The organism is Pandoraea apista (assembly GCF_001465595.2).
In the GTDB taxonomy this organism is placed as follows: Bacteria; Pseudomonadota; Gammaproteobacteria; order Burkholderiales; family Burkholderiaceae; genus Pandoraea; species Pandoraea apista.
In genome coordinates this window covers 3876673-3901333 of the sequence record NZ_CP013481.2, presented here as the reverse complement: position 1 = coordinate 3901333, position 24661 = coordinate 3876673, and the positions used below count along the sequence as shown (strand labels likewise).

General features: G+C 63.1%; 22 protein-coding genes and 1 pseudogene. 6 read left to right on the top strand and 17 right to left on the bottom strand.

What is annotated here, in order from left to right; translation table 11 throughout:
- Positions 1-3: 3 nt before the first annotated feature.
- From aepY to AT395_RS26455, 6 genes and pseudogenes are all read right to left on the bottom strand, one after another.
- Complete coding sequence (gene aepY, locus AT395_RS17720; protein WP_042112014.1) at positions 4-1191, bottom strand: phosphonopyruvate decarboxylase; 1188 nt, start codon at positions 1189-1191, stop codon at positions 4-6.
- The gene (aepX, locus tag AT395_RS17715) at positions 1184-2893 is read right to left on the bottom strand and encodes a phosphoenolpyruvate mutase (protein WP_042112012.1); all 1710 of its coding nucleotides are present in this window, start codon (positions 2891-2893) and stop codon (positions 1184-1186) included. The genes aepY and aepX overlap by 8 nt, the downstream gene beginning before the upstream one ends.
- Positions 2890-3654, bottom strand: coding sequence for a phosphocholine cytidylyltransferase family protein (locus AT395_RS17710; protein ID WP_042112010.1), 765 nt, complete (start codon positions 3652-3654; stop codon positions 2890-2892). Before AT395_RS17710 ends, aepX begins: the two co-directional genes overlap by 4 nt.
- Positions 3655-3669: 15 nt before the next feature.
- Entirely contained in the window at positions 3670-4692 is a 1023-nt protein-coding gene (locus tag AT395_RS17705; protein ID WP_048627521.1) for a flippase-like domain-containing protein, read from the bottom strand.
- A complete protein-coding gene (locus AT395_RS25690; protein WP_446674123.1) occupies positions 4693-5442 on the bottom strand; it encodes a HalD/BesD family halogenase in 750 nt (249 codons plus the stop codon).
- A gap of 42 nt (positions 5443-5484) precedes the next feature.
- A pseudogene (locus AT395_RS26455) lies at positions 5485-6210 on the bottom strand (CDP-alcohol phosphatidyltransferase family protein); the annotation flags it as partial.
- A gap of 392 nt (positions 6211-6602) precedes the next feature.
- Between AT395_RS26455 and AT395_RS17690 the strand changes: the two are divergent.
- Positions 6603-7358, top strand: coding sequence for an SDR family oxidoreductase (locus tag AT395_RS17690; RefSeq protein ID WP_048627520.1), 756 nt, complete (start codon positions 6603-6605; stop codon positions 7356-7358).
- A 130-nt stretch (positions 7359-7488) separates the two neighbouring features.
- On the opposite strand, the gene AT395_RS17685 is transcribed toward AT395_RS17690, so the two are convergent.
- The 7 genes from AT395_RS17685 to AT395_RS17655 form a co-directional block, all read right to left on the bottom strand.
- A complete protein-coding gene (locus tag AT395_RS17685; RefSeq protein ID WP_042112004.1) occupies positions 7489-7836 on the bottom strand; it encodes a hypothetical protein in 348 nt (115 codons plus the stop codon).
- 153 nt (positions 7837-7989) lie between these two features.
- The gene (locus AT395_RS17680; protein WP_048627519.1) at positions 7990-8343 is read right to left on the bottom strand and encodes a cupin domain-containing protein; all 354 of its coding nucleotides are present in this window, start codon (positions 8341-8343) and stop codon (positions 7990-7992) included.
- A 59-nt stretch (positions 8344-8402) separates the two neighbouring features.
- Positions 8403-9242: a siderophore-interacting protein gene (locus tag AT395_RS17675; RefSeq protein ID WP_048627518.1), complete on the bottom strand. Its 840-nt coding sequence runs from the start codon at positions 9240-9242 to the stop codon at positions 8403-8405.
- Positions 9242-9898: a PadR family transcriptional regulator gene (locus AT395_RS17670; protein ID WP_048627517.1), complete on the bottom strand. Its 657-nt coding sequence runs from the start codon at positions 9896-9898 to the stop codon at positions 9242-9244. The genes AT395_RS17675 and AT395_RS17670 overlap by 1 nt, the downstream gene beginning before the upstream one ends.
- A gap of 385 nt (positions 9899-10283) precedes the next feature.
- A complete protein-coding gene (locus AT395_RS17665) occupies positions 10284-11081 on the bottom strand; it encodes a transporter substrate-binding domain-containing protein (RefSeq protein WP_048627536.1) in 798 nt (265 codons plus the stop codon).
- A 474-nt stretch (positions 11082-11555) separates the two neighbouring features.
- Entirely contained in the window at positions 11556-12011 is a 456-nt protein-coding gene (locus AT395_RS17660) for an HU family DNA-binding protein (RefSeq protein WP_042111998.1), read from the bottom strand.
- A 311-nt stretch (positions 12012-12322) separates the two neighbouring features.
- Positions 12323-13408: a hypothetical protein gene (locus AT395_RS17655; protein ID WP_124988661.1), complete on the bottom strand. Its 1086-nt coding sequence runs from the start codon at positions 13406-13408 to the stop codon at positions 12323-12325.
- A gap of 246 nt (positions 13409-13654) precedes the next feature.
- On the opposite strand from AT395_RS17655, the gene AT395_RS17650 reads away from it, so the two are divergent.
- A complete protein-coding gene (locus tag AT395_RS17650; protein WP_072632866.1) occupies positions 13655-15082 on the top strand; it encodes a sugar MFS transporter in 1428 nt (475 codons plus the stop codon).
- On the opposite strand, the gene pagP is transcribed toward AT395_RS17650, so the two are convergent.
- Positions 15074-15736 (bottom strand): lipid IV(A) palmitoyltransferase PagP, encoded by a 663-nt coding sequence (gene pagP / locus AT395_RS17645; protein ID WP_162597724.1) that lies wholly within the window; start codon positions 15734-15736, stop codon positions 15074-15076. The genes AT395_RS17650 and pagP overlap by 9 nt on opposite strands.
- A gap of 821 nt (positions 15737-16557) precedes the next feature.
- Here pagP and AT395_RS17640 point away from each other — a divergent pair.
- Positions 16558-17439, top strand: coding sequence for an acetaldehyde dehydrogenase (acetylating) (locus AT395_RS17640; RefSeq protein ID WP_231586225.1), 882 nt, complete (start codon positions 16558-16560; stop codon positions 17437-17439).
- A 34-nt stretch (positions 17440-17473) separates the two neighbouring features.
- Positions 17474-18493: a 4-hydroxy-2-oxovalerate aldolase gene (dmpG, locus tag AT395_RS17635; RefSeq protein WP_042111990.1), complete on the top strand. Its 1020-nt coding sequence runs from the start codon at positions 17474-17476 to the stop codon at positions 18491-18493.
- Between the two features lie 203 nt (positions 18494-18696).
- Here the strand turns inward: dmpG and AT395_RS17630 are convergent, their stop codons facing one another.
- Both AT395_RS17630 and AT395_RS17625 read right to left on the bottom strand, forming a co-directional pair.
- On the bottom strand, positions 18697-19488 hold the full coding sequence (locus tag AT395_RS17630; RefSeq protein ID WP_042111988.1) for an IclR family transcriptional regulator: 792 nt from the start codon (positions 19486-19488) through the stop codon (positions 18697-18699).
- A complete protein-coding gene (locus tag AT395_RS17625) occupies positions 19488-20438 on the bottom strand; it encodes a flagellar brake protein (protein WP_048627515.1) in 951 nt (316 codons plus the stop codon). Before AT395_RS17625 ends, AT395_RS17630 begins: the two co-directional genes overlap by 1 nt.
- A gap of 329 nt (positions 20439-20767) precedes the next feature.
- Here AT395_RS17625 and AT395_RS17620 point away from each other — a divergent pair, with 329 nt between their 5' ends.
- Positions 20768-22438 (top strand): hypothetical protein, encoded by a 1671-nt coding sequence (locus AT395_RS17620; protein ID WP_058375228.1) that lies wholly within the window; start codon positions 20768-20770, stop codon positions 22436-22438.
- Positions 22439-22631: 193 nt separating this feature from the next.
- Here the strand turns inward: AT395_RS17620 and AT395_RS17615 are convergent, their stop codons facing one another.
- On the bottom strand, positions 22632-23834 hold the full coding sequence (locus AT395_RS17615; RefSeq protein ID WP_048627513.1) for an ammonium transporter: 1203 nt from the start codon (positions 23832-23834) through the stop codon (positions 22632-22634).
- Positions 23835-24241: 407 nt separating this feature from the next.
- On the opposite strand from AT395_RS17615, the gene AT395_RS17610 reads away from it, so the two are divergent.
- A complete protein-coding gene (locus AT395_RS17610) occupies positions 24242-24541 on the top strand; it encodes an antibiotic biosynthesis monooxygenase family protein (protein ID WP_042111983.1) in 300 nt (99 codons plus the stop codon).
- The last annotated feature ends 120 nt before the right edge of the window (positions 24542-24661 follow it).

Here is a 24661-nt window from a genome sequence, read left to right as displayed (position 1 = left end):
CGCTCAGGCCGAAGCCTGCGCGCGTTGTGCAATGTGGTCCATCAGGCGAGCCTTGACGGCCTCGGGCGTGACCTTCGGGCGCGGTAGCCCGTCAGGCGTTCCCGGACGCGTGGTCAGGCACGCAAAGCGCGGACCTTCGTTCAGGCTGGCGGCGCGCCCGTCAAATAGTTGTTCGATAACGTCGAGCGTGTCGCCTTCGAGTGCAAGCGCGTAACCGCTGGCGGCCGCAATGCCCGCGAACGATACCGTCGGCGACACCGTTGCCTGGGCACCGGTCGAGTCGTGCGACGCGTTGTCGAGCAACAGATGCACCAGATTCGACGGACCATAAGCGCCCAGCGTGGCAAAGGCCCCCATGCGCATGAGTGCCGCTCCGTCACCGTCGAGCGCGACCACGCGCAGGTCGGGGCGCGCCAACGCGAGTCCCAGCGCCAGCGTTGTGACGCAGCCCATCGAGCCGACCATGTACAACTGGTTAGCGCGGTCGTCGAGTGCGTACAGTTCGCGGCCGCAGAAGCCGGTCGATGCCAGCACGACCGTGCCGTCGAGCGGCGTGTGGGCAATGACGCGCTCGAGCGCGTCGCGACGTGTCGGCAGTTCGGACGGGGCGACACCTTTTACCAGCGAGACCGGCGCGGGCTGTGCCGGGCGTGCGGGGCGCTCGGCCGGTTGCAGCGGATAGGGCGCCACGCTGCCCTTTTGCATCACGAGCGCGTAGGGGCGGCCAGTCTCGTCCATGTGGCGCACTGCGCGCTCCAACGCGGGGGCAATCGCCTCGGGCGCCGTGGGGAACAGCTCCCAAGGCACTTCCATCAGGTCGAGCATGGCTGGCGTGATCGGGCCCATGAGCGCATGCTGCGGCTCATCGGTAATACCCGGCTGACCGCGCCACGTCACGATCAGCAATTGCGGCAGACGGAAGGTCCATGTGAGCGAGGTCAGCGGGCTTACCGCATTGCCGAGGCCCGAGTTCTGCATCATGGTGACCGAGCGTGCGCCGCGGCCTTCACCGAGCGTTGCACCGGCAGCGATGGCGACGGCGTCGCCCTCGTTGGCTGCCGACAGGTAATGCAGCGTCGGATCTTGCAGCACGTAGTTGATGAACGGCGTGAGGAACGAACACGGCACGCCCGTGTACCAGGTGAAGCCGTGCTTGCGCGCGGCTTCGACAAACTGTCCGGCCTCAATCACCTTGTGTCTCCGGGGCGGCGCCGCTGAATGGGGTCTGACCATGGGCAAAGTCCGCCGCGCGGCGGAATTCTTCCATGTCGTTCACTCCGCGCCAGTGGCCGTGCACGTATTGCACTTCGATCCGGGCGCCGTCGGCGGCCAGCGCATTGATCAGATCGGGCATGCCGAGCTGGTCGAAGTCCGGGCGAGCCTGCAATGCTGCGAAGACGCGTTGCAGTTGTGCGCGGCCTTCGTCGCCTCGCACGCCCAACAGGCCGATCCAGCGGCCGTTAGGGGAGCGCCCGGCGTCTGCGGCGTTGGCACTGATCTTCTCGAGCAGCACTTGCTGGCCGAACAGACCGCGGTCGTCGCCGGCCGAGCAGTACGCAAAGTCTCGCACGCTGGCGTTGGCGGCATTGGCCGTGGTCGCGGCCGTTGAGTCGACGACCACCGTGAAGTCGGCGTCGCTCTCGATCAGATCACGCACGATGTAGCTGCGGAACAGCAGGTCGCCATAAGAGACGACGGTGTCGTGCGTGAAGGCGTTGGGCACGCGGGCAAGCGAGGCGAGTTCGCCGGTTTCGGCGTGACGTTCGTTCACCGCGAGGGTGATGCCCGCCGTGTCGATGGCGTCGGCGCGATAGCCACCCACGACCGTGATGTCATTCACGCCCTGTTTCTTGAAGCTGTCGACCAGCCAGCGCAGCAGCGGCTTGCCGGCGACCGGCAACATCACCTTCGGGCGGTCGGTCGTCACGCTCTCGAGGTTCTTGCCGCGACTGGCGGCCAGCACGATGGCCGACCGCGGTGCGTTCGCGGCCGACAGGTAACGGTCTTCCGCTTCGGTGTATTCGTCGGCGTCTTGCAGGCGGAAGATCTCGTCGACCGTCGCGATACGGTCTTCGACGTTGATGAGTGTCTCGCTGCGGTGGATCTCGGCGGCCACGGCCTGCATCGCCGATGTGGCGGCGCGAATCAGATGGTTTGCCCAGATCACGACACTGATACCCGCGTCGCGGAACACGTCGGTCGGCGTGCTGTAGTACTTCGTCGGCACGATCACCAGCGGGCAGCGGTTATCCCACTCGCGGGCGAATTGCACGATTTCGTCGGCACGCTTGAGCTTGCTGTGAATCAGGATGGCGTCGGCGCCGGCCTGACGATAGGCCTCGGCCCGGCGCAGAGCTTCTTCCATGCCCCAGCCGGCGATCAGCGCTTCGACACGCGCCACGATCGAGAAATCGTCGTCGGCCTGCGAGTCCTTGCCGGCCTTGATCTTGCCGCAGAACTCGTCGATGTCCGCGAGCGGCTGGCGTTCGCCGCCGATGAAGCTATTGGTCTTCGGGAAGACCTTGTCTTCGATGCACACGCCGGCCACGCCACGTTGCTCGAGCTTGCGCACGAGGCGTCGCATGTTGTTGAAGTTGCCGTAGCCGGTGTCGCCGTCGAGCAGGATCGGCAGATTGCTGGCGTCGGCCATGAACTCGAGGTTATCGACAACCTGCGTCCAACTGGCTTCGTTGTTATCGCGCACACCGAATTGCGCCGAGATGGCAAGGCCCGAGGCCCAGATACCCTTGAAGCCGGCCTCGCGCACGATACGCGCGGACAGGCCGTTGTGGGCTTCCATCAGGAATTCGAGTTGATTGCTGCGCAGCATGGCGCGCAGTTGCGACGCGCGCGTGGCCGTCGGCGGGAGGGTGAATGCGTCGGGAGCGTTCATTCTGACACCATCGTGAGCGGTTCGAGTTGCGGCAGCACTTGTTCGGCAGCGCGCTTCACGTCTTCAGGGTAGTCGATTTCGATCCACGGGAAGCCCGTGACATCGGCGGTTTCGAATTGCGCACCGCGCTCGAGCAGCAAATCGCGCACAGCTTCCTCGTGCGGCATCTTCGCGCGGCCCGATTCGACGTAATCGCGCGTGATTTCCGCAAGACGCGCGGCTGTCGCTTCGTTGAAACGGAAGAAGCCGACCGATTCGCCGACCGTGTCGTATTCAAGGCCGACCATGACCTGCTTGCGCAGCTCGACCGGCACGCCATTGCGCAGGCACAGCTTGACCGGTTCGTCGCCCACTTCGAAATCGCGGTCGATGAGCAGACGGTTCGCCGTTTTGCCCGCGACCAGTGCATTGAAAATGCGTTGATCGTAGAGCACGTCGGCATCCATGACGAGCACGTCGCCGCCTGCGGTCATCGCATCGGCGGCCGTGTGCAGCGTGAGCACGCTGCCCAGATGGAAGTCTGGGTTGAGGCGGATCTGCGGGCGCGGTGTCCAGTTCAGACGGTCGAGCGCTTCGCTCACCTGCTCATGGTGGAAGCCGAGCGCGAGCACGACGTCGGTGATCCCGGCCGCCGCGAGCATGCGCAGATGGCGCTCAAGCAGTGACATGCCGTCGAACGGCAGCAGGCACTTGGGCGACTGCTTATCTTCGGGCTGGAGCAAACGCAGGCCCATGCCTGCTGCGAGAATAATGGCACGCATGGCGAATATCCTTCTTCAGAGCGGTGCAGAATCCGTGGCGGCAGGCAGCGGCGCGCTTTGTTGCGAGGCGCGCCGGCGGCGCCAGCCACGTTCGGAGAAATGCAGATAGACGAGGCCCGGCACGCCGAGCAGCAACTCGCGCGTGCGTTTGGCCAGCGAAAGAGCCAGCGCGGCGTCGGCCGGCAGACCCACGAGCGGGGCGAGCAGCAGGTACCCGCCTTCCTGCACGCCAAGCGAGCCTGGCACGAAGAACGCGGCACCGCGAATCGCCTGCCCCAGACTTTCGAGCAACATGGCGTCGACCCAACTCACCGGGTGGCCGATGAATTGCAGAATCAACCAGACTTCCACCGTGCCGACGATCCAGCCGACGAGACTGAGCATAAAGCTCGCGAGCACCTGGCGGCGCTGGCCGTACATGCGTTGCACGATTTCGTCGACGGCGTCGGCGCGATCGAGCAGCGACGACCAGTCGCGCTTGGAAGACATCTTCGAGAGCATGCGAAACGCCCAACCGAAGATGCCGCGCCGTTGCGCGATATAGAAAGCATAGAGCAGCGTGGAGACGAGTGCGGTGGCGATCAGCATCGGCAGCCACAGGCCGTCATTGGTGTTTTGCGTGGCGCTGATCCCGAAGACGGCCAGCCCCAGCAGCGCGAAGACGATTTGCGCCACCGCCTGCAATGTCGTGCTGACGGTGATGGCAGCCGCAGCTTCGCGACCGGCCATCCCGCTTTGCTTCATTTGACGCACCATCGCGATCGGCCCGCCGATCTGACCGGCCGGCAGCAGGCTGTTGACCGACTCGCCGACCCAGCGCGTGAGTGTGGCGCGGCGCAGCGAGCAGGATTTCGCCACCAGCACCTGAATGGCTGCGGCGTCGAGCACCAGCGGCACGAGGTGGAAGGCGGCAATGGGTAGCAGCCCCCAACCGGCGACCGCCAGCGTGGACATCACCGATCCCGTGCCCTGCCAGATCAGCAGGGCGACGAAAAGGGCGAAACCGAGGGTGAGAGATACGATGGCAGTCCGGTTCATTTAGCGTTTCGTCCGTCCCAATACCTGACGAAACACTTGGCGGAAACCGAAGTAGGCAATGGCGTCTTTCATGTTTGAAATGAAGCGCTGCCACGTGCCCATGCGCGGGTCGGTCACGTACTCGAACGTGAGCGAGATTCGCTCTTCGTTGTCGCCGAGCGGCGTGATCCGGTGATGCAGTTTGTCCCCGTCGAAGAACACCAGCGCTCCGGGCGGATACGCCACGGCGCCATCGACTTGCGGCACGCCCGGATTGCGGGTGTGAAGTCGGTATTCGAGCTTGCAGCTCGATTGGTCCACCACGCCTAGCAGCAGCGTGTAGCGGCGGCCCTTGTAGTAGGAGGTGTCATAGTGCCAGCCGATGTGATCGCCCGGACGCGTGTAGTAATACAGCGCATACGCGTGCGGGTCGTCTTGCGGCGAGGGCAGCAGTTTTTCGCCGGCCAGACGCTCCAGAAAGCGCATCAGGGCAGGCGAACGGTACAACTCGGCGACGAACGGGGCAAGCTCGTCGAGCGTGTGGCGGCTTACGCTGCCCCCCTGTTTGTGACCGGGAAGGTAGTTACGGTTGACGTTCGGCGTGACCGATCGGGCCGCCGCAATCAATTGTTCCGTGACCGTCGCGGGCAGGAACTTCTCGAGATAGATGAAGGCGTCCTGCGATTTGAACTCGCGGGTGACGGCGTCGAAGTCGATGGCGTCCAGTGCGCGCTCGATTTCCGCATCCGCCGCGAATGCCGCAGGCGTCACGGGTTCAGTGGGCGCAGTGGATACCACAGGCGTTGCGGGGGCAGTAGCGCCGGTAGCGTCGGCCTTGGCAGGCAGCGGGCGGCGCATGACACGCACGTAGTCGGCAATCACGAGCAACGCGAAGATCGGTGCGCCGATGGCGGCGGCGACCAGGAAACCACGCGTGCCGTCGAACAACGTGACGAGCGGCATCAGATAGAGCACGTCTTCCGTCTCGAAGCCACCGACGGATGCCTGCTTCGTACCGGCCTTGCCGACACGGTCTTCAATGCGCATGCGCAGGAAGAAGATCAGCGCCACGGCAAACCCGGCGATCCAGCCGAGCGCAGATGCCGACAGCGGCACGGGCAGCGGGTAGTGGTCCGTAGACGAGGCCATGACGCCCATGCCGATGCCGCCAAACAGCAGCACAGTTACGAAGGCGTCAGAGGCGAGGTCGTAGAGGTGGCCGATACGGCTGGTCTTGCCGCTGATGCGCGCCAGTTCGCCGTCCGTGTGGTCGATGAAGTTCGACAGCACGAGCAGCAAAGCGCCCAAATTGGCCATGGCATAGCTGCCTTGCGCAAATGCCCACGTACAGGCCAGCCCGACGACCAGCCGAAGCGTCGTGAGGTGGTTCGGGCTCACCCGGGTATTGACGAGTGGCGTGACCATCCAGCGCGCAAGCCGCGCATCGTATTGACGCGGGCGCGGTGGCACCGGGCGTGCAGTTTTGCTCGCATCCGGCGCAGCAGCGTGCGCCGAAATGATTTTCGGTATCGTTTCCATGAGGGGGGAATATATACCCATAAGGCGGTAATGTGCAGTGCACTCAACAGACCTGTAACTACCGCGACAAGCTTGACGATTCGGGACATTGACGGGCGATAAACCTCTCGCCGTGCCGGTGTCCTGAGCGTTCCGGCGGCCTCGCCAAACGCGCTTTTTACTACCTTAGGTTATAAGCATGCGAAGTTTGCGATTATATTCCGCAATACTCCATTTCGCTTTGGAGGCACCCGGTGTCGTTTTGACGCACCGGCAGTCGCCGGCCCCCGCGTTCATGCCCGGTTCGGCTGGAAAAACGAAGATGAGACGGGATAGCGGTGCCGGAATGTTGCGCGGATAATGACGATCCCGATGGCCTCTTTTTGCGGCGTTTTCCGACCGCATATCTCCTAATGTCCCAAACGATTGCCATTCTGACTGGCGCCTCCCGTGGTCTCGGTGCGGCGCTCGCACGCTGTTTGCTCACCTCCGGTACCCATCTCGTGACGCTGGCGCGCCGCACGGACGACGACCTCGCCGCGCAGGCGAGCGCTCAGGGCGTCACGCTCGAACAAATCGCCGTCGATCTGGCCGACACGCAAGCCACTGCGCAGGTCGCCGAGCGTATCTTCGCCACGCTGACGCGTAACGCCGACCGCTATCTGCTGATCAACAACGCCGGCACGGTCAATCCGGTCGCCAACAGCGCGGCCCTGACGGACCCGGCCGCCATCGGCGCGGCATTCGCGCTGAACGTGACTTCGGTCATGCTGCTTACGGCCCGTTTTCTCACCGCGACACAAGGATTGACCGCCAAACGCCAGATTGTGAACATCTCTTCAGGCGCCGGCCGTCAGCCGAACGCCGGTTGGGCGGTCTACTGCTCGACCAAGGCTGCGCTGGATATGTATACGCGAGTGGTCAACGCGGAGCATCGCGAGCACGGGGTGCAGGCGGTGTCGCTCGCGCCGGGCGTGGTCGATACCGGCATGCAGGAGACGATTCGCAGCAGCAGCGTGGAGAGTTTTCCGGCGTTGGCACGGTTTCAGGACCTCAAAGCGAGCGGCAAGCTCTCGTCGCCGGAAGATGTCGCCCGCCGCATTCTGGCACTGACCGAGCGCGACGATTTCGGTCAGACCGAGATCGACGACATCCGCAACTACGCCTGATCCGGTTCGCTACGCCGGGCGCGAAGGCGCCCGTCGCCGTGTGGTGGAGCATTTCAGAAAAAAAGCACCGGCCAGTATTTTGCCGGCCGGTGCCATCTTGTTACGGCAAACGTCGATTGTGACGCGCCCCTTACTGCTCGGTGCTGGTGATGAAAACGCCGCCGTTGCGCTCCGGTGCGTACAGAATCAGTGTCGGCGTGTGAATGTCGAAGGCACGCTCACAGGCCTCCCCATACGAATCGAATTGCACGGCCCAGGCACCGTTACGCACGTAGCAATGCGTGATGGTGTCGGTACGCCGGTCAAACTCCTGACCGAGAAAAACGCCCTGCGTGTAACACCACACGACGAACCCGTGAAAGTCTGCCTGCTCCGGTGCGCGAAATACGCGCCAACGGGTATCGTCCCGCCCCGTCTGACGCGCCGTCGCGCCCGCTGCCCAACGCTCGAAGCCGTCGTGTCGTTTGCGTTGCTCCATGTCGTCGTACCCCCTTGGGTGAACCGCCCTCCGGGTGCCGAGATTCGACATCCCCGGGCGCGTTTTCATAGTCGGAATTTGTTCCTGCCTTTTCTATCAGGCAATTCCGAAATACGGCAGGGAATTTCTCCAAAGGGGAATGGAAGTGCGGCGTCAATCGTAGTGAATCGCCAGCCAGACGGTGGTTTCACCCGGTGCAGTCCACGCCACGCGGTGCATTCGGTGAGCGGCGATCGTAACGGCGTCGCCCGGATTCAGCACGAGCGTCTGGCCCGGCGTGTCGGCGAAGGCGAGGCCGGCGCCGCCGGTGAGCAACACGACCCACTCATGCTGCGCCTGGTTGTACCAGAAGCCCTCGGGCGACGCCTGCCCGGTGGAGACGATGCGTTCGACCCGCATTCCCGGTCGGCTGAGCAGTGTATCGAACTGCTCGGCCGCCTTCGGATCGACCGGGTGCGAAGGCAAGCCGGCAAACAGGTTGGTATCGGGCAGTAGCGGCGTATCCATACGTATTAAGCGTTCTTTTTTGAGCGACGGATAGAAAGCATACACGCGCTGCCTCTTCCTCAATCGTCCAGATTCTCGTGCACGGCGGCGTCGCCACGCCGCCAGTAGGCGGCTGCCTTCACCCATTTCGGGTTGAGTCCGCGAACGTCGACGAGATGGCGGCGCACGGCTTTCGCGACACCGGCTTCGGCTGCTACCCAGACGTGCACGTCGCCGTTGGGCAACGAGGCAACCTGAAGGGTGTCGATCAACGCAGTGCTTTCGCCGGCGGGCTTGCCTTCGCGATAGATCCACTCCACCACGACGTCGGCCTGACTTGCGAAGCGCAGGCGGTCGGCAGGGCTGTCGACTTCCGCGAAGACGAACACCAGCGCGCCTGCGGGCAACTCGGCCAGACGCCGAGCAATCGCCGGCAGCGCCGTGTCGTCACCGATGAGCACGTAGCCGTCGAAGTTCATGGGAATGACGAACGAGCCCCGAGGTCCGCCAACGCCGATACGATCGCCCGGTTTGGCCGAACGCGCCCACTGCGTGGCGGAACCGGAGTCATGCATGGCGAAATCAATCACGAGCGTTTTCGACGCCGCATCGTAGTCGCGCGGCGTGTAATCGCGCATCAGACGCGGCGCGTCGCCGGGGGCCGGTTTGGCCACGCCCTCGGCACCGATCTGCGGCAGTGTCAGTTCGCCGGTCTGCGGGTTGGGGAAGAACAGCTTGACGTGGTCGTCGAAACCGGGGCTGGTGAAGCCATCGAGGTCGTCGCCGCCCAGCGTCACGCGCAGCATGTGGGGCGTGAGCGGCTCGACGCTGCGCACTTCGAGCAGGCGCATGCGGAGTTCATGGCGCACACGTTGCGGCGTGCGGTCGGGGACAGCGTTCGGTGCAGCGTTGTCTTGCATCAGAGTCGCTCCAGTTGTTGTGCGGCCGCGTCGAGAATCGCGGCAAATGCGTTGGCCTGTTCGGTGGAGAGCGGTTCGCCGCCCAGCCGCAAATGCACGGCATATTTGAAGTTGTGCAGCGCGCGCATGACCTGCGGCGGCATGTCTTCCGAGCGCTCGCGACGCGTGGCGAGGCGCGCGAGCAACTCCGTGACCGAGTCTTCGTTTTCGACCAGATACTCGCGGCCGGTGTCGGTGATCTCGTACGACTTGCGTTGGCTCTCGCCTGCGTTTTCCTGCACACGGATGTAGCCCATTTCTTCAAGCAGCGTGAGCGTCGGATAGACCACGCCTGCGCTGGGGCTGTACGTTCCGTTCACGCTTTCTTCGATGGCTTTGATGAGTTCGTAGCCGTGACGTGGTTGTTGCGCAATCAGATGCAGTAACACGAGCCGCAAACCACCGTGACTGAAGAGGCGTCCGCCACCGCGTCCGCCCCGGCCACCGCGTTCTGTTCGTTCACTGCGGGCTTCGTCGGTCCGTGCGAACCGGCCGTCGCCATAGCCCTCGCCGCCGCCGCGCCGTCCATGGCGCGCACCGCGCCGTTCGTCGCCAAAATCCATTTTGTCCAGGTCAAACGGGCCTCGGCCCATGAAATCGCCACGTGATCCACGCATGATGCGACTCCTTATCGATGTGGTTAAGACGTGTTTACGATATATCTAAATTGCATCGAAAGCAAAATTTTTTTCGTTTTGTCCCTAGGGAGATCAGGGGGAATCCCCGTGGAATAAGGGATTTGGGGCATTTGGGTAGCAGGCGGGGGATGTAGGGAAACGATATCGAAATGTGCATTTCGATAGGCCGACGAGAGACGCTGCGCAACCCGGCGAACAGAGACGAGGTGCCGCGAAGGGGGGTGAGATGCGTTGTCGCGTTGACGACTACTTTTTTGTGGGGCGCATGGGTTTCACCAGGCGTGCGCAAATCTGGCGTCGGAACGCAACGACCGGGAGAGAACGCTGGGGCTATTTGCGCAACGCGGGCGGCGCGCGGCGGTGCTCACGCCATCTTCGGCAGATCGGTTTCGAGCCACTTGCGATAGAGCTTGTTCAATTCGCCATTGGCCGTATTACGTGAGACAAAGTCGTTGATGGCTGCCAGCAGTTCCGGCTGATTGGGGCGCATCGCAATCCCCATTGCCTGTTGTAGCAGATTGAACTTCGGCTCGAACTGGCCGGGCGCACGCTGACGAATTGCGTTTGCGACCGTTACTGAGCAGCCGATGGCATCGACCTGCCCGCTGAGCAGTGCTTGCATCGCGGAGGCATCGTCGTCGAAACGACGGATCTCGGTGCCTTCTGGCGCGGTCTTGGTCACGGCCATGTCCTGCGTACTGGCGCGTGCAACGCTCACACGTACCCCTTTCAGATCGGCGGCTGACTTGATGGCGGCTCCCGTCTTTCCGAGCAGCAGAATGGTGGCGGCGGCATACGGTTTGGAGAACTGGACCTGTTTGGCGCGCTCCGGTGTGATTGCGAGCGAGGCGACGAGCACATCGACCTTACCGCTGAGCAGATACGGAATCCGGTTCGGTCCCGTGACGGGCATGAGGTTGAGCTTCACCCCCAGATCCTTGGCCAGCAGTTTCGCGACGTCGGCGTCGTAACCATCCGGCTGCGCTTGCGCATTTGTCGTGCCGTACGGTGGGAAGTCGATGAGCATGCCGACGTTGATCGTGCCCTTCTTCTTGATGTCGGCAATGGTTTGCGCGTGCGCCGGCGTGGAGAACAGCGACAGGGTGCTGGTGAGCAATCCGCCAAGCGTGCCGCCGAGCGATCCGACGAACGCGGCCGGCATGGCGGCGACACCGAGCGTGGCGAGAAATCCGCGACGCGCGCTGCTCTCTACGGTGCCCGGAACGGTGCGCCGGCTGGCCGGATGCGATGACACATGGTGCACTTGCGCAGGGTGACGCGAAAACTTGCGAGTCATGCTGAGTCTCCAGAGGCCGCGAAGACATCGCCGAAAATGCCAGCTTGTGATGCCGGGCGTGGTGTTCGCCGCTGGCTGATGGCTGTCCCCGAGCGATGGTAGCGGGGGACACTGGAGGCGTCCACTCAGCACAAACCCCAGAGAAAACCCTGAGTTTTCGCAAAGCGGCGCAACGTCGCCAAAGTCATGAGGACGACGAAATCAGTCGTCTCAGTGCAGGGGGGGGAAATGCAGACGAAAAAAAACGGTGCCGGAAAACCGGCACCGTATTCAGGCGTTGCCTGCCAGATCTGTGCAATTTACGCTGCCGTGGAGGCCACGGCGGCGTAAGCGCAAGACTTACTGGGCAGCGTCCTTGACCTTCTTCAGCGGGCGAACCTTCACGCGCACCGAAGCCGGCTTGGCCGGGAACCAACGCTCTTGACCCGTGAACGGGTCCTTGCCGAAACGCTTCGCCTTGGCGGCGATTTGTTGCGACGTGACCTTGAACAGGCCATGCAGCGTGAATTCGCCGGCACCCTTTTTGTGCAGCGAGCTGATGATCGTGTTCTCGAGCGCGGCCAGCACTGCCTTCACTTCCTTCACAGCGACAGCCGATTGTTCGGCGAGGTGCGCTGCGAGCTGGGTCTTGTTGAGCGCTTCCTTGATCGGCGAAACCTTGCCGGCGGCTGCCTTCGGAGCGGCCTTCGGGGCTGCCTTCGGAGCTGCCTTTTTCGCTACCGGAGCCTTCTTTGCTGCCGGAGCTTTTTTCGCCACAGGGGCCTTCTTTGCTGCTGCTTTCTTTGCCGTTGCCATATCGATCCAATCGATGAGAATAAGAAAGTGCCGTCGGAGAACGGCCACCCGAATGATACGTCTTGCTGCGCCGACGATTCTACCTAAGAAATCGCTTTGTGAGAGTAGTGCGCGAATTATGTTGCGTGCTTGCCGCACAAGGCTGAGCGACGATCGCGCTGCATTTCGATTCGTTTCATTCGTAACGTGGCGCTTCGTCGTCGCCGATGCGAATTTTCAGCGCGAATTTCTGTCGGCTTTCGCGACATTTTTTTACGCGATTTTTGTATCCGTCCAATGCATCGCTATCGAGCCTGATTGCCGGGAAACCCTTAGAAACGCTGCATTTCGCAGGTTTCGCAGCGGCCGTCGCTGTTGCACCAGGCGTCGGTAAGCGTCGTGCCGTCGGGGCCAAAGGTGATGTTGTGCTTCGCGCCGTAGCTGCCGGCGAGTTGCAAACGATCGCCCGCCAGCGTGCCTTGCACCGTGGTGTGGATGTTTGGCTCCACGTCGTCGACACTGCCGGTGACTTGCGCGCCGTTGAGCGCGAGCGCCATCAGTCTTGTCATCGGCGAGCTCCACAGACCCCACCAGGGAGGTGCATTCGTGCAAAGCCCGCGCCAACGTCCCGAGGGGTTCACCACGCGCAACGGCGCAGGCGTACTCGCTTGCACGGCAGCACCTGGGGCGATTGGCGGCGTGACGAGCGTGGTGCCTGCGGGGGGCGGCGCTTCGATGGCGGCGACATCGCGTGCGACTTCCGGCGAATTGGCGTTCGCGGCGTTCACCGCTTTCAGTCCTGCCGTGTCGCCAATGGTGCTCGGCAACGGTGTGCCGGACGCCGGTGCTGTCGCCGCCATGGCTGCGTTTTGCGAAGCGGCGGCGCTCGGCGCGTAAGTGCTGGCGTTAATCGGTTGCGGTTGCGGTTGCGACTGCGACTGCGGCGGCACGGCCGCAGCGGGTGCTGCGCTAAATGTGCCGGGCGCACCGTCCACCCGCGCCATATCGGGAGACAAACCGTCGTTGGGCACCGGTGCTGACGCTGCTGCGCACACGTGGCAAGACATGTGAGAGAGGCTGTTGCGCGTGAGCGGACGCGTACCGTAGAGACGCTGTCCGCCCTGAGCGCCGTCGCGCAGAATCGTGACGTAAGGCGTGTCGTCGAGCTGATAGTCGACCTTCGCGCACGAGGGCGCGTCGGTTTGCAGCATGACATCGGCGGAAAACACGCCGTTGGCTGCGCGTGTCGGAATCACCGACACAGACGCCGAACAATCGGCAACGATCTGCGCGCAGTTACACGCGGTGACCGGCGCGCGCAACGCGCCACCCGACTGCGCGCACGCGTGTCCGGCGAAGCCGAGCATGCCGGCGACGAGCCATCCCGTCGCAATCCTCAAAGTCCTGAAACCCCGCATGATGTTTCCCCGAATGTGGCGGCATATCCCGTGCTGCGGATAGTCGATCAAAAGACGTCGGCTGACAAGAGCCGAAAACAGTAAAAAACAAGGGAAATCGGGGACTCGACTGCGTATCGCATGCCATCGCTGCGTCACGCAAATATGAGATTCCGCCCGTATCCCGGTATCGATAGCGCGTTCTACACTGATGCGTATTGGCCCCTCGTTCAATGAGCCACTGCCCAGTGGCTTCTGGAGACATGCATGCCTGTCGATCGCACGAATGCCCCCAGTCGTTCCGAGGTTCCCCCTCCCAACGATTCACCCACGATCACCACGTTCCCCATGCCCTCCGCGAATCGCGTGCTTGCGATGCTCGCGACGCTTTTTTTCGCCATGGGGCTCATTACGTCGCTGAACGATATTCTGGTGCCTCACTTCAAGGCAGCGTTCGATCTGACCTATCGTGACGCGGCGCTCATTCAATCCAGTTTCTTCGCTGCCTATTTCGTCGTGTCGTACCCGGCGGGCCAGTACACCGCGCGCGTTGGTTACCGGCGCGCGCTGGCCAGTTCGCTGTGGCTCGCCGGTCTGGGCTGCGCGCTGTTCTTTCCTGCGGCCGCGCTCACGTCCTATCTCTGTTTTCTCGCGGCGCTCTTCGTACTGGCGAGCGGCATTACCTTGCTGCAAGTCGCGGTGAACGCCTATGTCGAGACTCTGGGCTCGCGCGGTGCGGCGGCGAGCCGTCTCACGCTCGTGCAAGCGTTCAACTCACTCGGAACGACCGTTGGGCCGCCGCTTGCTGCGCTCTGGATTCTCGCGCCGCAGGCGGCGACCGCAACCGGCCACGCCGCAGACAGTGTCCGGGGGCCCTACGGGTTGCTCGCCGCCGTGCTCGTCATTGGCGGTGCCGTGCTCTGGCGATTGACGCTGCCGGAGCCGCGGGCCGGCGATGCGTCGCCCCCAGGGGTGCTCAGGAATGTACGTAGCCTGATGACGCACCGTCCCTTGCGTTACGGCATCGTGGCGCTATTTCTTTATGTTGGCGCGGAAGTCAGTATCGGCAGCTTCCTGATCGTCTACCTGACGCAAACGGGCACGGGCATACTCGATCACGCGTATGCGAGCCGCTATCTGGCGTTTTACTGGGGCGGGGCAATGCTGGGGCGATTCGCGGGTGCATGGCTGCTGCGAAAGGTGTCGCCGGGACGGCTGCTGAGTCTGTGCGCGGCCTGCAACCTGACGTTGATTGCGGTATCGATGACGTTGCCTGCGTCGTTCGCAATGTGGCTATTGCTGGCCTGCGGCCTTGGCAACGCGATCATGTTTCCCACGATTTTCTCGCTCTCGGTCGGCGGGCTCGGGGCGCGGGTGAGCGAGGGCGGCGGGCTGATCTGCATGGCGATTGTGGGCGGCGCGGTGCTGCCGTACTTGCAGGGGGCGCTGGCGGACAGCATCGGCATCGTGTTCTCGTTCCTTGCACCTGCCTTGGCGTACGGCTACATTGCCGGGTTCGGTGCCTGGTGCGCGCGCATCATGCCCGAATCCGAATCCGAATCCGAATCCGAATCCGAATCCGAATCCGAATCCGAATCCGAACCCGAGGTCGGCCCGAATGCCGGCATTCGCCATGCGCCGGCAGCTACGCGCGCGGGGGGCGCGCGGTCTGTCGGCGACAGACGATCAACCTGATTTGCCGAACGTATAGCGCCCGAAGATGAACAACACATTGCCGTTGCCTTTACCGCCAGGCACATAGGCGGTAGAGACGGCGGCGCGTCCGATGCCGATTTCCGCGAGCGGCAGCGCAGCAGGAAAGGGCACGCCGCCGAGCGTGTCGGAGCGCGACATCAGAAACACGGTGTAGCCGAGGCCGAATCGCACAGGACCGGCATTCGCCAAGTTCCAGATCCGGCCGTAGCCCGCCATCGGCGACCAATCGTTATGTGAATCCTTGAACGCCATGGCGTACAGCATGCGCGAACCGTTCTTGCCATCGGACAGCACGCGACCGTAGCCGAGACCCCACGGGTTTTCGTTGTACTGGTCGATCTTCTCGCGGGTATACGCGAAGCGCAGGTGATGCGTATGCAGGGGTACATAAAGATCGCTGGCCCCTTGCGTTGCCACCTCGCGGAATTCGTCGACGATGGCGCCGGCCCAGGTCGAGATGCCGCTGGGGGCATTGTCTGCCTGGGCGGCGAGTGGCAAGAGCAACATCAATGCGGTGCCCAGTGCAGCGAGACTGCGGCGGAGCGTATGTTGCGAAGTCCGGAAGGGTAAGGCAAGCGGTGCGAGTCGAATCGGTAGCGCGAGCCGCCCAGTGAATTGGGGGTTCGTAGGCATGGATGAGTACGTCGTTATTTGCGGGAAACGTGTCGATGGCAAGCGTCGACATCGTGCTGACGAATGGGGCACAGTGAGCATGACGAGCCATCGACGGTACCTCCCTCAATGCACCGCGTGCCCGGCATTCAAGTGTCTCTAGACCCCTCTCGTCTCGCAAAAGTTCGAAGTGCCCCCGGTTTGCGGAAATTCCCATGCCTGCCGCATTGATTGACCGAACCTGCTGCGCGATGAAGATATCCTTTTACATCAATGAGATGGCGCGGATATCGACGTGTTATGCACCGGGTTGTGAACAATTTCTGTGGATAACACGCAGCGCTCGCGAGCCTGTCATGCCGCGCCGCGACCGACGCGCAAGAGAGCGACGTCAGAACATCGATAGGACACCGATAGGCGCAGTAAATGCGCGCCGCATATTTTTCCTACCGGATCAACGACTTGGATCGTCTATCCGCGAGTTGTCCACTGGCTTGCAAACAGAATCTGTGGATAACCCTACCTTGCGGAAACCCGCGCCACGCCTCGTTTTGCAGCACATGGCTCAACTTTCGCGCGTGGCAATTCTTTCCTGTCGAATCAGCGACTTGCCATGCTTTTCCGCAAGTTATCAACGGGCTTGTGAACAAAAAGTGTGGATAAGCCATGAATCTCATTAATCTCATAATATGAGATCAATGTTTACATATTGACATTTGAATGGCTCCGGAATTACGATGCGCCTCATACCGGTGGACGGACACGTTCAGGAGACGACAGTGACGGAACGACGCAAACAGAAAGTGGCGATCATTGGCTCGGGCAACATTGGCACCGACCTGATGATCAAGGTGATGCGCAACAGCGAGCATCTGGAGATGGGCGCGATGGTCGGTATCGATCCGGCCTCGGATGGTTTGGCGCGCGCGCAGCGTCTCGGCGTGCCGGTGACTGCGGGCGGCATCGAGGGCCTGTTGGCGATGCCGGGTTTCGAAGACATCCGCATCGCATTCGACGCCACGTCGGCCAAGGCTCATGCGCACCACAACGAGCTGTTGCAGGCGCGTGGCGTGCAGGTGATCGATCTGACGCCGGCGGCCATTGGCCCCTATGTGATTCCGTCGATCAATCTCGACGCGCATCTGGACGCCCGCAACATCAACATGGTGACGTGCGGCGGTCAGGCAACGATCCCCATGGTCGCGGCGATCTCGCAAGTGACGAAGGTGCATTACGCCGAAATCGTCGCGTCGATCTCGAGCAAGTCGGCAGGTCCGGGCACGCGCGCCAATATCGACGAGTTCACGGAAACGACGTCGAAGGCGATTGAAGTGCTGGGAGGGGCGTCGCGCGGTAAAGCGATCATCGTGTTGAACCCGGCCGAGCCGCCGCTCATCATGCGCGACACGGTGTTCGTGTTGTCGGAGCCGGGAGATCAGGCGGCCATCGAAGCCAGTATTCAGGCAATGGTCGACAAGGTGCATGCCTACGTGCCGGGCTACCGTCTCAAGCAGCAGGTGCAGTTCGAACTGTTCGACGCATCGCGTCCGCTGAACGTACCTGGGCTGGGCAAGCTCACTGGCCTGAAGACTTCGGTCTTCCTCGAAGTGGAAGGCGCCGCGCATTATCTGCCGGCTTACGCGGGCAACCTCGACATCATGACCAGCGCCGCGCTGGCCTGTGCCGATCGTATTGCCGCCACCCGCCTGGCGATTGCCGCTTGAGCGTTGCACGCGCTCTCAGGAGACACACCTCATCATGACGCAGAAAAAGCTCTATATCTCCGACGTGACGCTGCGCGACGGCAGCCACGCGATTCGTCACCAGTACAGCATTGCCAACGTGAAGGCGATTGCCGCTGCGCTTGACGCCGCCCGCGTCGATTCCATCGAAGTCGCGCACGGCGATGGCCTCGCCGGTTCGAGCTTCAATTACGGCTTTGGCGCACACACTGATCTCGAGTGGATCGCTGCGGTGGCGGAGACCGTGACGCATGCCAAGGTCGCCACGCTGCTGCTCCCGGGCGTGGGCACCGTGCACGACCTGCGCGCAGCTTACGACGCCGGTGCTCGTGTCGTGCGCATCGCAACGCACTGCACCGAGGCAGACGTTTCGCGTCAGCACATTGCTTACGCACGCGAACTGGGCATGGATACGGTCGGCTTCCTGATGATGAGCCACATGACCACGCCGCAGCATCTCGCCGAACAGGCCAAGCTGATGGAGTCCTACGGCGCTACCTGCATTTACGTGGTGGATTCGGGCGGCGCCCTGGGCATGAACGATGTGCGGGACCGCTTCCGCGCGTTCAAGGATGTGCTCAAGCCCGAAACCCTCACGGGCATGCACGCGCACCACAACCTGAGTCTCGGCGTGGCGAACTCCATCGTTGCGGTGGAAGAGGGCTGCGACCGTATCGACGCCAGCCTCGCGGGCATGGGCGCAGGCGCGGGCAATGCGCCGCTGGAAGTGTTCATCGCGGCGGCATCGCGCCTGGGCTGGAACCACGGCTGCGATCTTTATACGCTGATGGATGCGGCCGACGACATTGTGCGACCGCTGCAAGATCGCGCCGTGCGCGTGGATCGTGAGACGCTGGCGCTCGGTTACGCGGGGGTGTATTCGAGCTTCCTGCGTCACGCAGAAGCGGCGGCGGCGCGTTACGACCTCAAGACGGTCGACATTCTCGTCGAACTGGGCCAGCGTCGCATGGTGGGCGGTCAGGAGGACATGATCGTCGACGTCGCGCTCGACCTGCTCAAGCGCCGCGCTGCATAACGTACCGGCACGACCGGCCGCGCCGGCCGTGGCCATGCATCGAAGTATTACCTTGGCATCACTCAAGCATCACTCAGGCATCACTCAGGCATCACCCAAACGGTGCCTGAGGCATCACCCAGGTTGTGGCATCTCCGAAGCCTTACCGATGCCGGCCCCTCCATGGAAGGGCCGGCTTTTTTTTCGTCGGTTGACGATGGGGATCAGCGTGTGTGGCCAGACCAACCAAGCTGGCGGCTGATCTGTGCCGCGGCGTCTTTCACTCGCGGTACGAGTTCCTGCATCCGCTCGCGGCTCATGTACTTGGTCGTACTCGAGACACTGATCGCGGCCACGATACGCTGGCTCGCGTCGTACAACGGGGCGGCCACACAGCGAATCTGCGGTGTGTCGTCTTCCAGATCGAAGGCGTAGCCGAGGCGCGCGTAGTCGTGCATGCGCGCGAGCCATGCCGCGGTATCGATGGGATGCGATGGCACCTGCGTCTGGTAGTGCGCGAGCTGCGCCTGCCATTCCCGTTCGTCCTGATCGAGCAGCAGTGCCTTGCCCACACCGGTCACGCAGATCGGCTTGCGTCCGCCGATGCGCGAACTGATCTCAACGGCGCGCTGTCCCGGCAACTTGTCGAGGTACATCACTTCCCAGCCGTCGGCCACGGCGAGATGCACGGTGTCCTGTGTCTCGTTTGCGAGCCATTCCAGCGTTGGCCGGGCAACGCGCGGCAAGTCGATCTGGCGGTAGGCAAGAAACCCCAGTTCGATGAGCTTGTTGCCCAGCCGGTAGCCGCGACGCGGCTCGAATCGCAGGTAGCCCGCATGTACGAGGGCCGATGCAATGCGGTGCGTTGTCGAAGGCGTGATGCCCGTGTGCGCCGAGAGCGCCGGCACGGTATCGATGCCGGCGGCAACCGCCTCCACGATATCGAGCCCGCGAAACAGTGTCTGACTGGCGAGTGTGCGAGGGCGTTCGGCCTCTGGTGACTTGGGTTTTGCCATCAGGCGCCCCCGAGCGCGAGCAGGCGCTCGTAGACGTAGCACTTGAGTGCAACGTAATGCGCGGGTTCGAGCACGGGCAATTCGATGCCGTGCAGATGACTGCCATCGTCGCTTTGTTGCACACCGCGAATCGTGCCGGTGGCGTCGATCGGCATGTCGATATCGCCCACACGCACGCGAAACGCGAGATGGATGCTGTCGCCCGGCGCCCCGAGCGGCGCATCAGCCAACAGCGAAACGCCTTCGGCGCTCACGTCCTGCAGCAATGCGAGGTGGCGGGCTTCGCCCATGGTGACCGATGCAACCAGCTTCGCGGGCACGCGTTGCGAACGGCGCAGCACCTTGCGGCGAATCTGGGCCGGTGCCGAGAGAACAACGTAATCGAACGGCACCCGCTCAACGCGTTCGACCGTGCAAACGAAGTGATAAATGTCCTCTCCCGAAAACGTCCAGAGTTCCAGCCGCTCGCTCGCCTGCAAGGTCGGGGGCGCGGCGCGTCCCGTCGGGGCGGTGACGAATAGCATCTGATTCGGCGCATACCCGATGACGCGTGTGCGCACTCGCTGCGATCCGGCACCCGGCGGCAACTGGATCTGCAACCAGTCACCAGCACGCAGATTGAGGTCGGTGAGCGCGTACTGCGGTTGGGCTGCCCCCGCCGTTGATGCTGCGCTTTCCGTGGCCGGAGGCGGCGATGGCGTGCCCGCATCGGGGGTGGCGGTGTCGTCTTCGCCGAGGTTCGCCACACGGTGGGGGGCGAAGGAAGTGAACAGCCAGTCGCGTCCGGCTTGCGTGGGGACAATATCGCCCTCGGCCAGCAACGGCTCACCATGTCGATCGACGATGGCCCAGGGCAGCGCCTCACCCAGCGGAACCTCGTCGGGCGTCAGCGGGACGAGCGGAAGCGGGGTGACGGCGGCAGCGGGTGCTTGAGACGGCGTGTTGGACATAGGGGTTGGGGGGCGCGCGACAGGCGCGCTCGCAATCGTGCGTCGAAAGGTCTGGGGTCGTTGGCCGGTTGGCACCGTCGGCATTGGCGCACCATTTTCGCCGGAATATCAGCGAAGTGGGCACTTGCCAGAGCGTGCGCGCCGGACCGCAGACGTCAGGTGTGGCGAAAGTCTACCGCGACGCATCGGCACTTGGCGAGAGGAGATGACACTCTCGCCTGTGCAAGCTGCGTAAGTGGGTGCTCGCTGGGGAAGCTGTTCGGCACATATTCGGGGTCATCGCGACCCGAGCGCCGGGGCTTGCGTGAGTGCCCGCTCGACGCAATGCCATGCGTATCGTGTCGTCTGCCTATAGTCGACGGTTTGCCGGCGAGTCCGGCGACGACCATTGGGGGATAGCGATGTGGTACCAGCAGTGTGCAGGGGCAAGCGGTTGGAACGCCAGTTGGCGCGCGACGCCGGATATCGAGTTGGCGGGCATGCGTGAGCCGGCAGCGCAGCACCGTGCCGAGCGAAACGGGCTTGGCGAGCGTCTGGAACGCACGGCCAACGCAGCGAGTCATGCCCGGCGTAATGGCATCGATGCATCGCGCCGCGTCGATCCTGCGTTGGCGGGCGCGTTTGCTCAGGCGTGGGCGGGATTGTGGGTCAGCACCGGCCCGTCTCAGCACTTCTACCGCAAGGAGTTCGATCTGGCGCACAAGCGAGATGCGCGTCTGGGACGCCATCTGACACAGGTTGAAGCGATGTTGGCACCGACTCACGCGCAGGGCGCGCAGCGTTCCGCCGTCCAGGCGTTGCCCGACGGTATCGCTATCGAGCAGGTGCAGCGCGACATCGCGCAGTGGCTCGAAACGGTCGCTGCCACCGGCAACCGGGGATGGCATTTCCGCGCGGCGCGTGATGCCCTGTCGCTGGCGGGCAATCTGTCGTTGCTTGCGATCATTGCCGCTTGCTTCTATTCGCAGGAGACGGCTGAGAACGACGGCTCGCCAGCCACTGTCCGCGACGCCACGATCGCGAACACCCCGTTCGGGGTTCCGTGGGCCGACTGGACGCTGCTGGCGTTCGAGGGGGCGAAGGGTGTGATCACGCAGTCGCTCGGCTCGCCGACACTGATTCGCCATCATGCGGTCGATGAAGTGCTCAAGCGTATGGAAGCGGGGTGCCGATTGCTGGAGGCGTGTGTTGAGATGCCATCTCCCGCAGTACCTGATTCCTGGCGCGAGGCGTTGGGCTCGCTCACGCGCGCTCGTGACGTGGCTACGCTCTTCACATTTGCCAACACGGCGATACCGCCTGCGCGTCTGGGGCTTTGGGTTCCTTCCTGGTTCACGAATCCACCGGCAGAGATCAATGGCTACCGGGGCATCTTGCGCGTGGCGGGTCTGATGCTCGATTCGTGTCGCGCCGTGACGAGCCTGCTGGGGACGTGGGCGCGCAACGCGGCGTTCACACACGATGCGCACCGCCTGACTCATCGATGGCAAATGCTATGCGCCCGGCTCGCCGACGTGCCGGGCGCCGGCCAGTCCACCGTACTTCGCCGTGTCGCGTGCGTAACACGGCTCTCCGAGCACTGCGACACGCCACTCATGACGCAGATCGCTTCGCACGACACGCTACGCGAGCACTTACTCGCACGAGGCGATTCGTTGACGGCAGGCGAGATCGCGCGTGCTTGCGAGCAGTTTTGCGTGCCATGCCACACCTCGTACGTTGACGGCACCCCTTATCTGAGCCTGAACCCGGCGGAGAGTCCGTGGGGCCATCGGTGGACGGGCGACGCGTGGCAGTGGGGAGGTGCGACACCGGCGCGTGCGTCGTACCGGCTACTGCTGTCGTATCAGCACTGGAGTTCGGGATTGCTGGAGCGGGCGTTGTCGTCGTCTTGCATGGGCGCGACGCCCGATGCCGAATCGTCGTCCGTCGATCCGGCGGGCGTGAAGCGCACCCGATCCGGTGTTGCGCACGTCGATATCGAGTCGACGCGAGTCTGACGAGGCCGCGGGCTGCACTCGTTCCTTCTCGCCGCTGCTGCGGCGAAGGCGGCTTCGGCTTCGTCGGCACGTTGGCAAAGTCGCCGTGCCGTAGTCATTCACGCGTCCATTGTCGATGCGGTGGGTAAGCGTCTGCCGCGACCTTACCCTCGAATCCCCGGGCAACCTGCTGGCTGTCCGGCAATGGTGAGCGTCACCAATTCGTCTCGCGTTCCGGCGTGGCGGTGATCTTGTGGATGGATAGATCGGCGCCGTAATACTCCTGTTCGTCGTCGAGCCGCAAACCGACACTGCGCTTGATAACGCCATACACCAGATAGCCTCCGGCGAAGGAGATGGCCACGCCCATCACCGTCCCGACGACTTGCGCAACGAAGCTCACGCCACCCAATCCGCCGAGCGCCGTCTGCCCGAAGATGCCTGCCGCCAAACCGCCCCAGATGCCGCACACGCCATGCAACGGCCAGACGCCGAGCACGTCGTCGATGCGCAGGCGATTCTGCGTCACGGTAAAAAGCCACACGAACAGACCACCCGCTACCGCGCCCACGACGAGCGCGCCGAGCGGATGCATGACGTCTGACCCGGCGCACACCGCGACCAGCCCTGCGAGCGGACCGTTGTGAATGAAGCCGGGGTCGTCCTTGCCGACCCACATTGCCACGAGGGTGCCGCCGACCATCGCCATGAGCGAGTTGACGGCCACCAGCCCGGAAATGCCCCCCACACGCTGCGCGCTCATCACGTTGAAGCCAAACCAGCCGACGATCAGAATCCACGCGCCGAGCGCGAGGAAGGGAATCGACGACGGCGGGTGCGCGGCGACTTGCCCCTGCCCGTTGTAACGCCCGCGGCGTGCACCCAGATGCAGCACCGCGGCCAGCCCGATCCAGCCGCCAACCGCGTGCACGACGACCGAACCGGCGAAATCGTGGAAGGGGGCGCCGAATACTCGCGTGAGCCAGTCCTGAATGCCGAGGTGACCATTCCATGCAATCCCCTCGAAGAACGGGTAGATCACTCCCACGAGGAAAAACGTCGCCACCGACTGCGGATGAAACTTCGCCCGTTCGGCAATGCCACCCGAGACGATGGCGGGAATCGCGGCCGCGAACGTCAGCAGGAAGAAGAAGCGGATCAGCGCGTAGCCATTGTGTTCGGACAGCACTGCCGCGCTCGACCAGAAGTCGACACCGTACGCGAGCGGATAGCCGATGAAAAAGTAGGCCAGTCCCGAGACGGCGAAGTCGGTCAGGATCTTGACCAGTGCGTTGACCTGATTTTTCTTGCGGACGGTGCCGAGTTCGAGAAAGGCAAAGCCGGCGTGCATCGCAAGCACCAGAATCGCGCCGAGCAAAAGGAACAGCACGTCGCCGGGGGTATTGGAATTGGGCATGAATGTGCTCTTTTGGTGCAAATGTAAAGAAAAATGAAGATATGCAAGAGCAATGCCAGACTTTTTCAGGTCTTTGATTTATTGGGGTGTTTTGGCTGGTGATGCGATGCGTGCGTCGCTACGCTGCACGTTCATGGTGCTGCGTGGCCGGTCGATGAGCGAAGTCCGTGCATGGGCATGAGGTGCGGGGACGGAAAAACGCTGAAAGGGTCGGGAGGGGCGACACGCGATGCGCCGCGCGTATGTGCGGTATAGAATCGAGCGTCCTCGCGGCACTGTCGCCACCGCCCGGCGCCGACGATTCCACGATTCCGCGAGCCTGCCCAACCGGCGGCGCCATCGTGCGACGACAACAAGATCGACAGCACAACTACGCACCATCACGCATCAACCACAGAGGAAATCCGATGATCTTTGAAATTGCCCAGATCGAAGTGAAGCCCGGCACCGAAGCGGCGTTCGAACAAGGTGTGGCGAAGGCCGCGCCGCTGTTCAAGGGCTCGAAGGGGTGCCATGGCATGCGTCTGCTCAAGTCCATCGAACAGCCGACCCACTACAGCCTGGTCGTCACGTGGGAAACGCTTGAGGACCACACCGTCCACTTCCGCAACTCCGAAGCCTTCTCGCAATGGCGCGCGCTGGTGAGCGATTGCTTCGCGGCACCGCCGAACGTGAGTCACGTCACCGAAGCGTTGATCGGCTTCTGAGGGCAATGCGCGTCACGTCGCAAGGCGTGGCGCGCTATTCGTCCGGGGAGGCGGCGGAACCCGTCTCCCAGTCACCACTGTTATTCATCGCGCGGCGGACTAAGGGTTAACTCGGTAACG

Bases quoted from the DNA above. Each gene is read 5' to 3' on its own strand.
- AT395_RS17665 (WP_048627536.1), bottom strand. From the start codon at position 11,081: ATGCCGGCCGCGTTCGTCGGATCGCTCGGCGGCACGCTTGGCGGATTG.
- AT395_RS17680 (WP_048627519.1), bottom strand. From the start codon at position 8,343: ATGGATACGCCGCTACTGCCCGATACCAACCTGTTTGCCGGCTTGCCT.
- AT395_RS17660 (WP_042111998.1), bottom strand. From the start codon at position 12,011: ATGGCAACGGCAAAGAAAGCAGCAGCAAAGAAGGCCCCTGTGGCGAAA.
- AT395_RS17670 (WP_048627517.1), bottom strand. From the start codon at position 9,898: ATGCGTGGATCACGTGGCGATTTCATGGGCCGAGGCCCGTTTGACCTG.
- AT395_RS17710 (WP_042112010.1), bottom strand. From the start codon at position 3,654: ATGCGTGCCATTATTCTCGCAGCAGGCATGGGCCTGCGTTTGCTCCAG.
- AT395_RS17630 (WP_042111988.1), bottom strand. From the start codon at position 19,488: ATGGCAAAACCCAAGTCACCAGAGGCCGAACGCCCTCGCACACTCGCC.
- AT395_RS17685 (WP_042112004.1), bottom strand. From the start codon at position 7,836: ATGGAGCAACGCAAACGACACGACGGCTTCGAGCGTTGGGCAGCGGGC.
- AT395_RS17615 (WP_048627513.1), bottom strand. From the start codon at position 23,834: ATGCCCAATTCCAATACCCCCGGCGACGTGCTGTTCCTTTTGCTCGGC.
- aepX (WP_042112012.1), bottom strand. From the start codon at position 2,893: ATGAACGCTCCCGACGCATTCACCCTCCCGCCGACGGCCACGCGCGCG.
- AT395_RS17610 (WP_042111983.1), top strand. From the start codon at position 24,242: ATGATCTTTGAAATTGCCCAGATCGAAGTGAAGCCCGGCACCGAAGCG.
- AT395_RS17640 (WP_231586225.1), top strand. From the start codon at position 16,558: ATGATCAAGGTGATGCGCAACAGCGAGCATCTGGAGATGGGCGCGATG.
- AT395_RS17620 (WP_058375228.1), top strand. From the start codon at position 20,768: ATGCGTATCGTGTCGTCTGCCTATAGTCGACGGTTTGCCGGCGAGTCC.
- AT395_RS17705 (WP_048627521.1), bottom strand. From the start codon at position 4,692: ATGAACCGGACTGCCATCGTATCTCTCACCCTCGGTTTCGCCCTTTTC.
- pagP (WP_162597724.1), bottom strand. From the start codon at position 15,736: ATGCCTACGAACCCCCAATTCACTGGGCGGCTCGCGCTACCGATTCGA.
- AT395_RS17675 (WP_048627518.1), bottom strand. From the start codon at position 9,242: ATGCAAGACAACGCTGCACCGAACGCTGTCCCCGACCGCACGCCGCAA.
- dmpG (WP_042111990.1), top strand. From the start codon at position 17,474: ATGACGCAGAAAAAGCTCTATATCTCCGACGTGACGCTGCGCGACGGC.
- AT395_RS17690 (WP_048627520.1), top strand. From the start codon at position 6,603: ATGTCCCAAACGATTGCCATTCTGACTGGCGCCTCCCGTGGTCTCGGT.
- AT395_RS17650 (WP_072632866.1), top strand. From the start codon at position 13,655: ATGCCTGTCGATCGCACGAATGCCCCCAGTCGTTCCGAGGTTCCCCCT.
- AT395_RS17625 (WP_048627515.1), bottom strand. From the start codon at position 20,438: ATGTCCAACACGCCGTCTCAAGCACCCGCTGCCGCCGTCACCCCGCTT.
- AT395_RS17655 (WP_124988661.1), bottom strand. From the start codon at position 13,408: ATGCGGGGTTTCAGGACTTTGAGGATTGCGACGGGATGGCTCGTCGCC.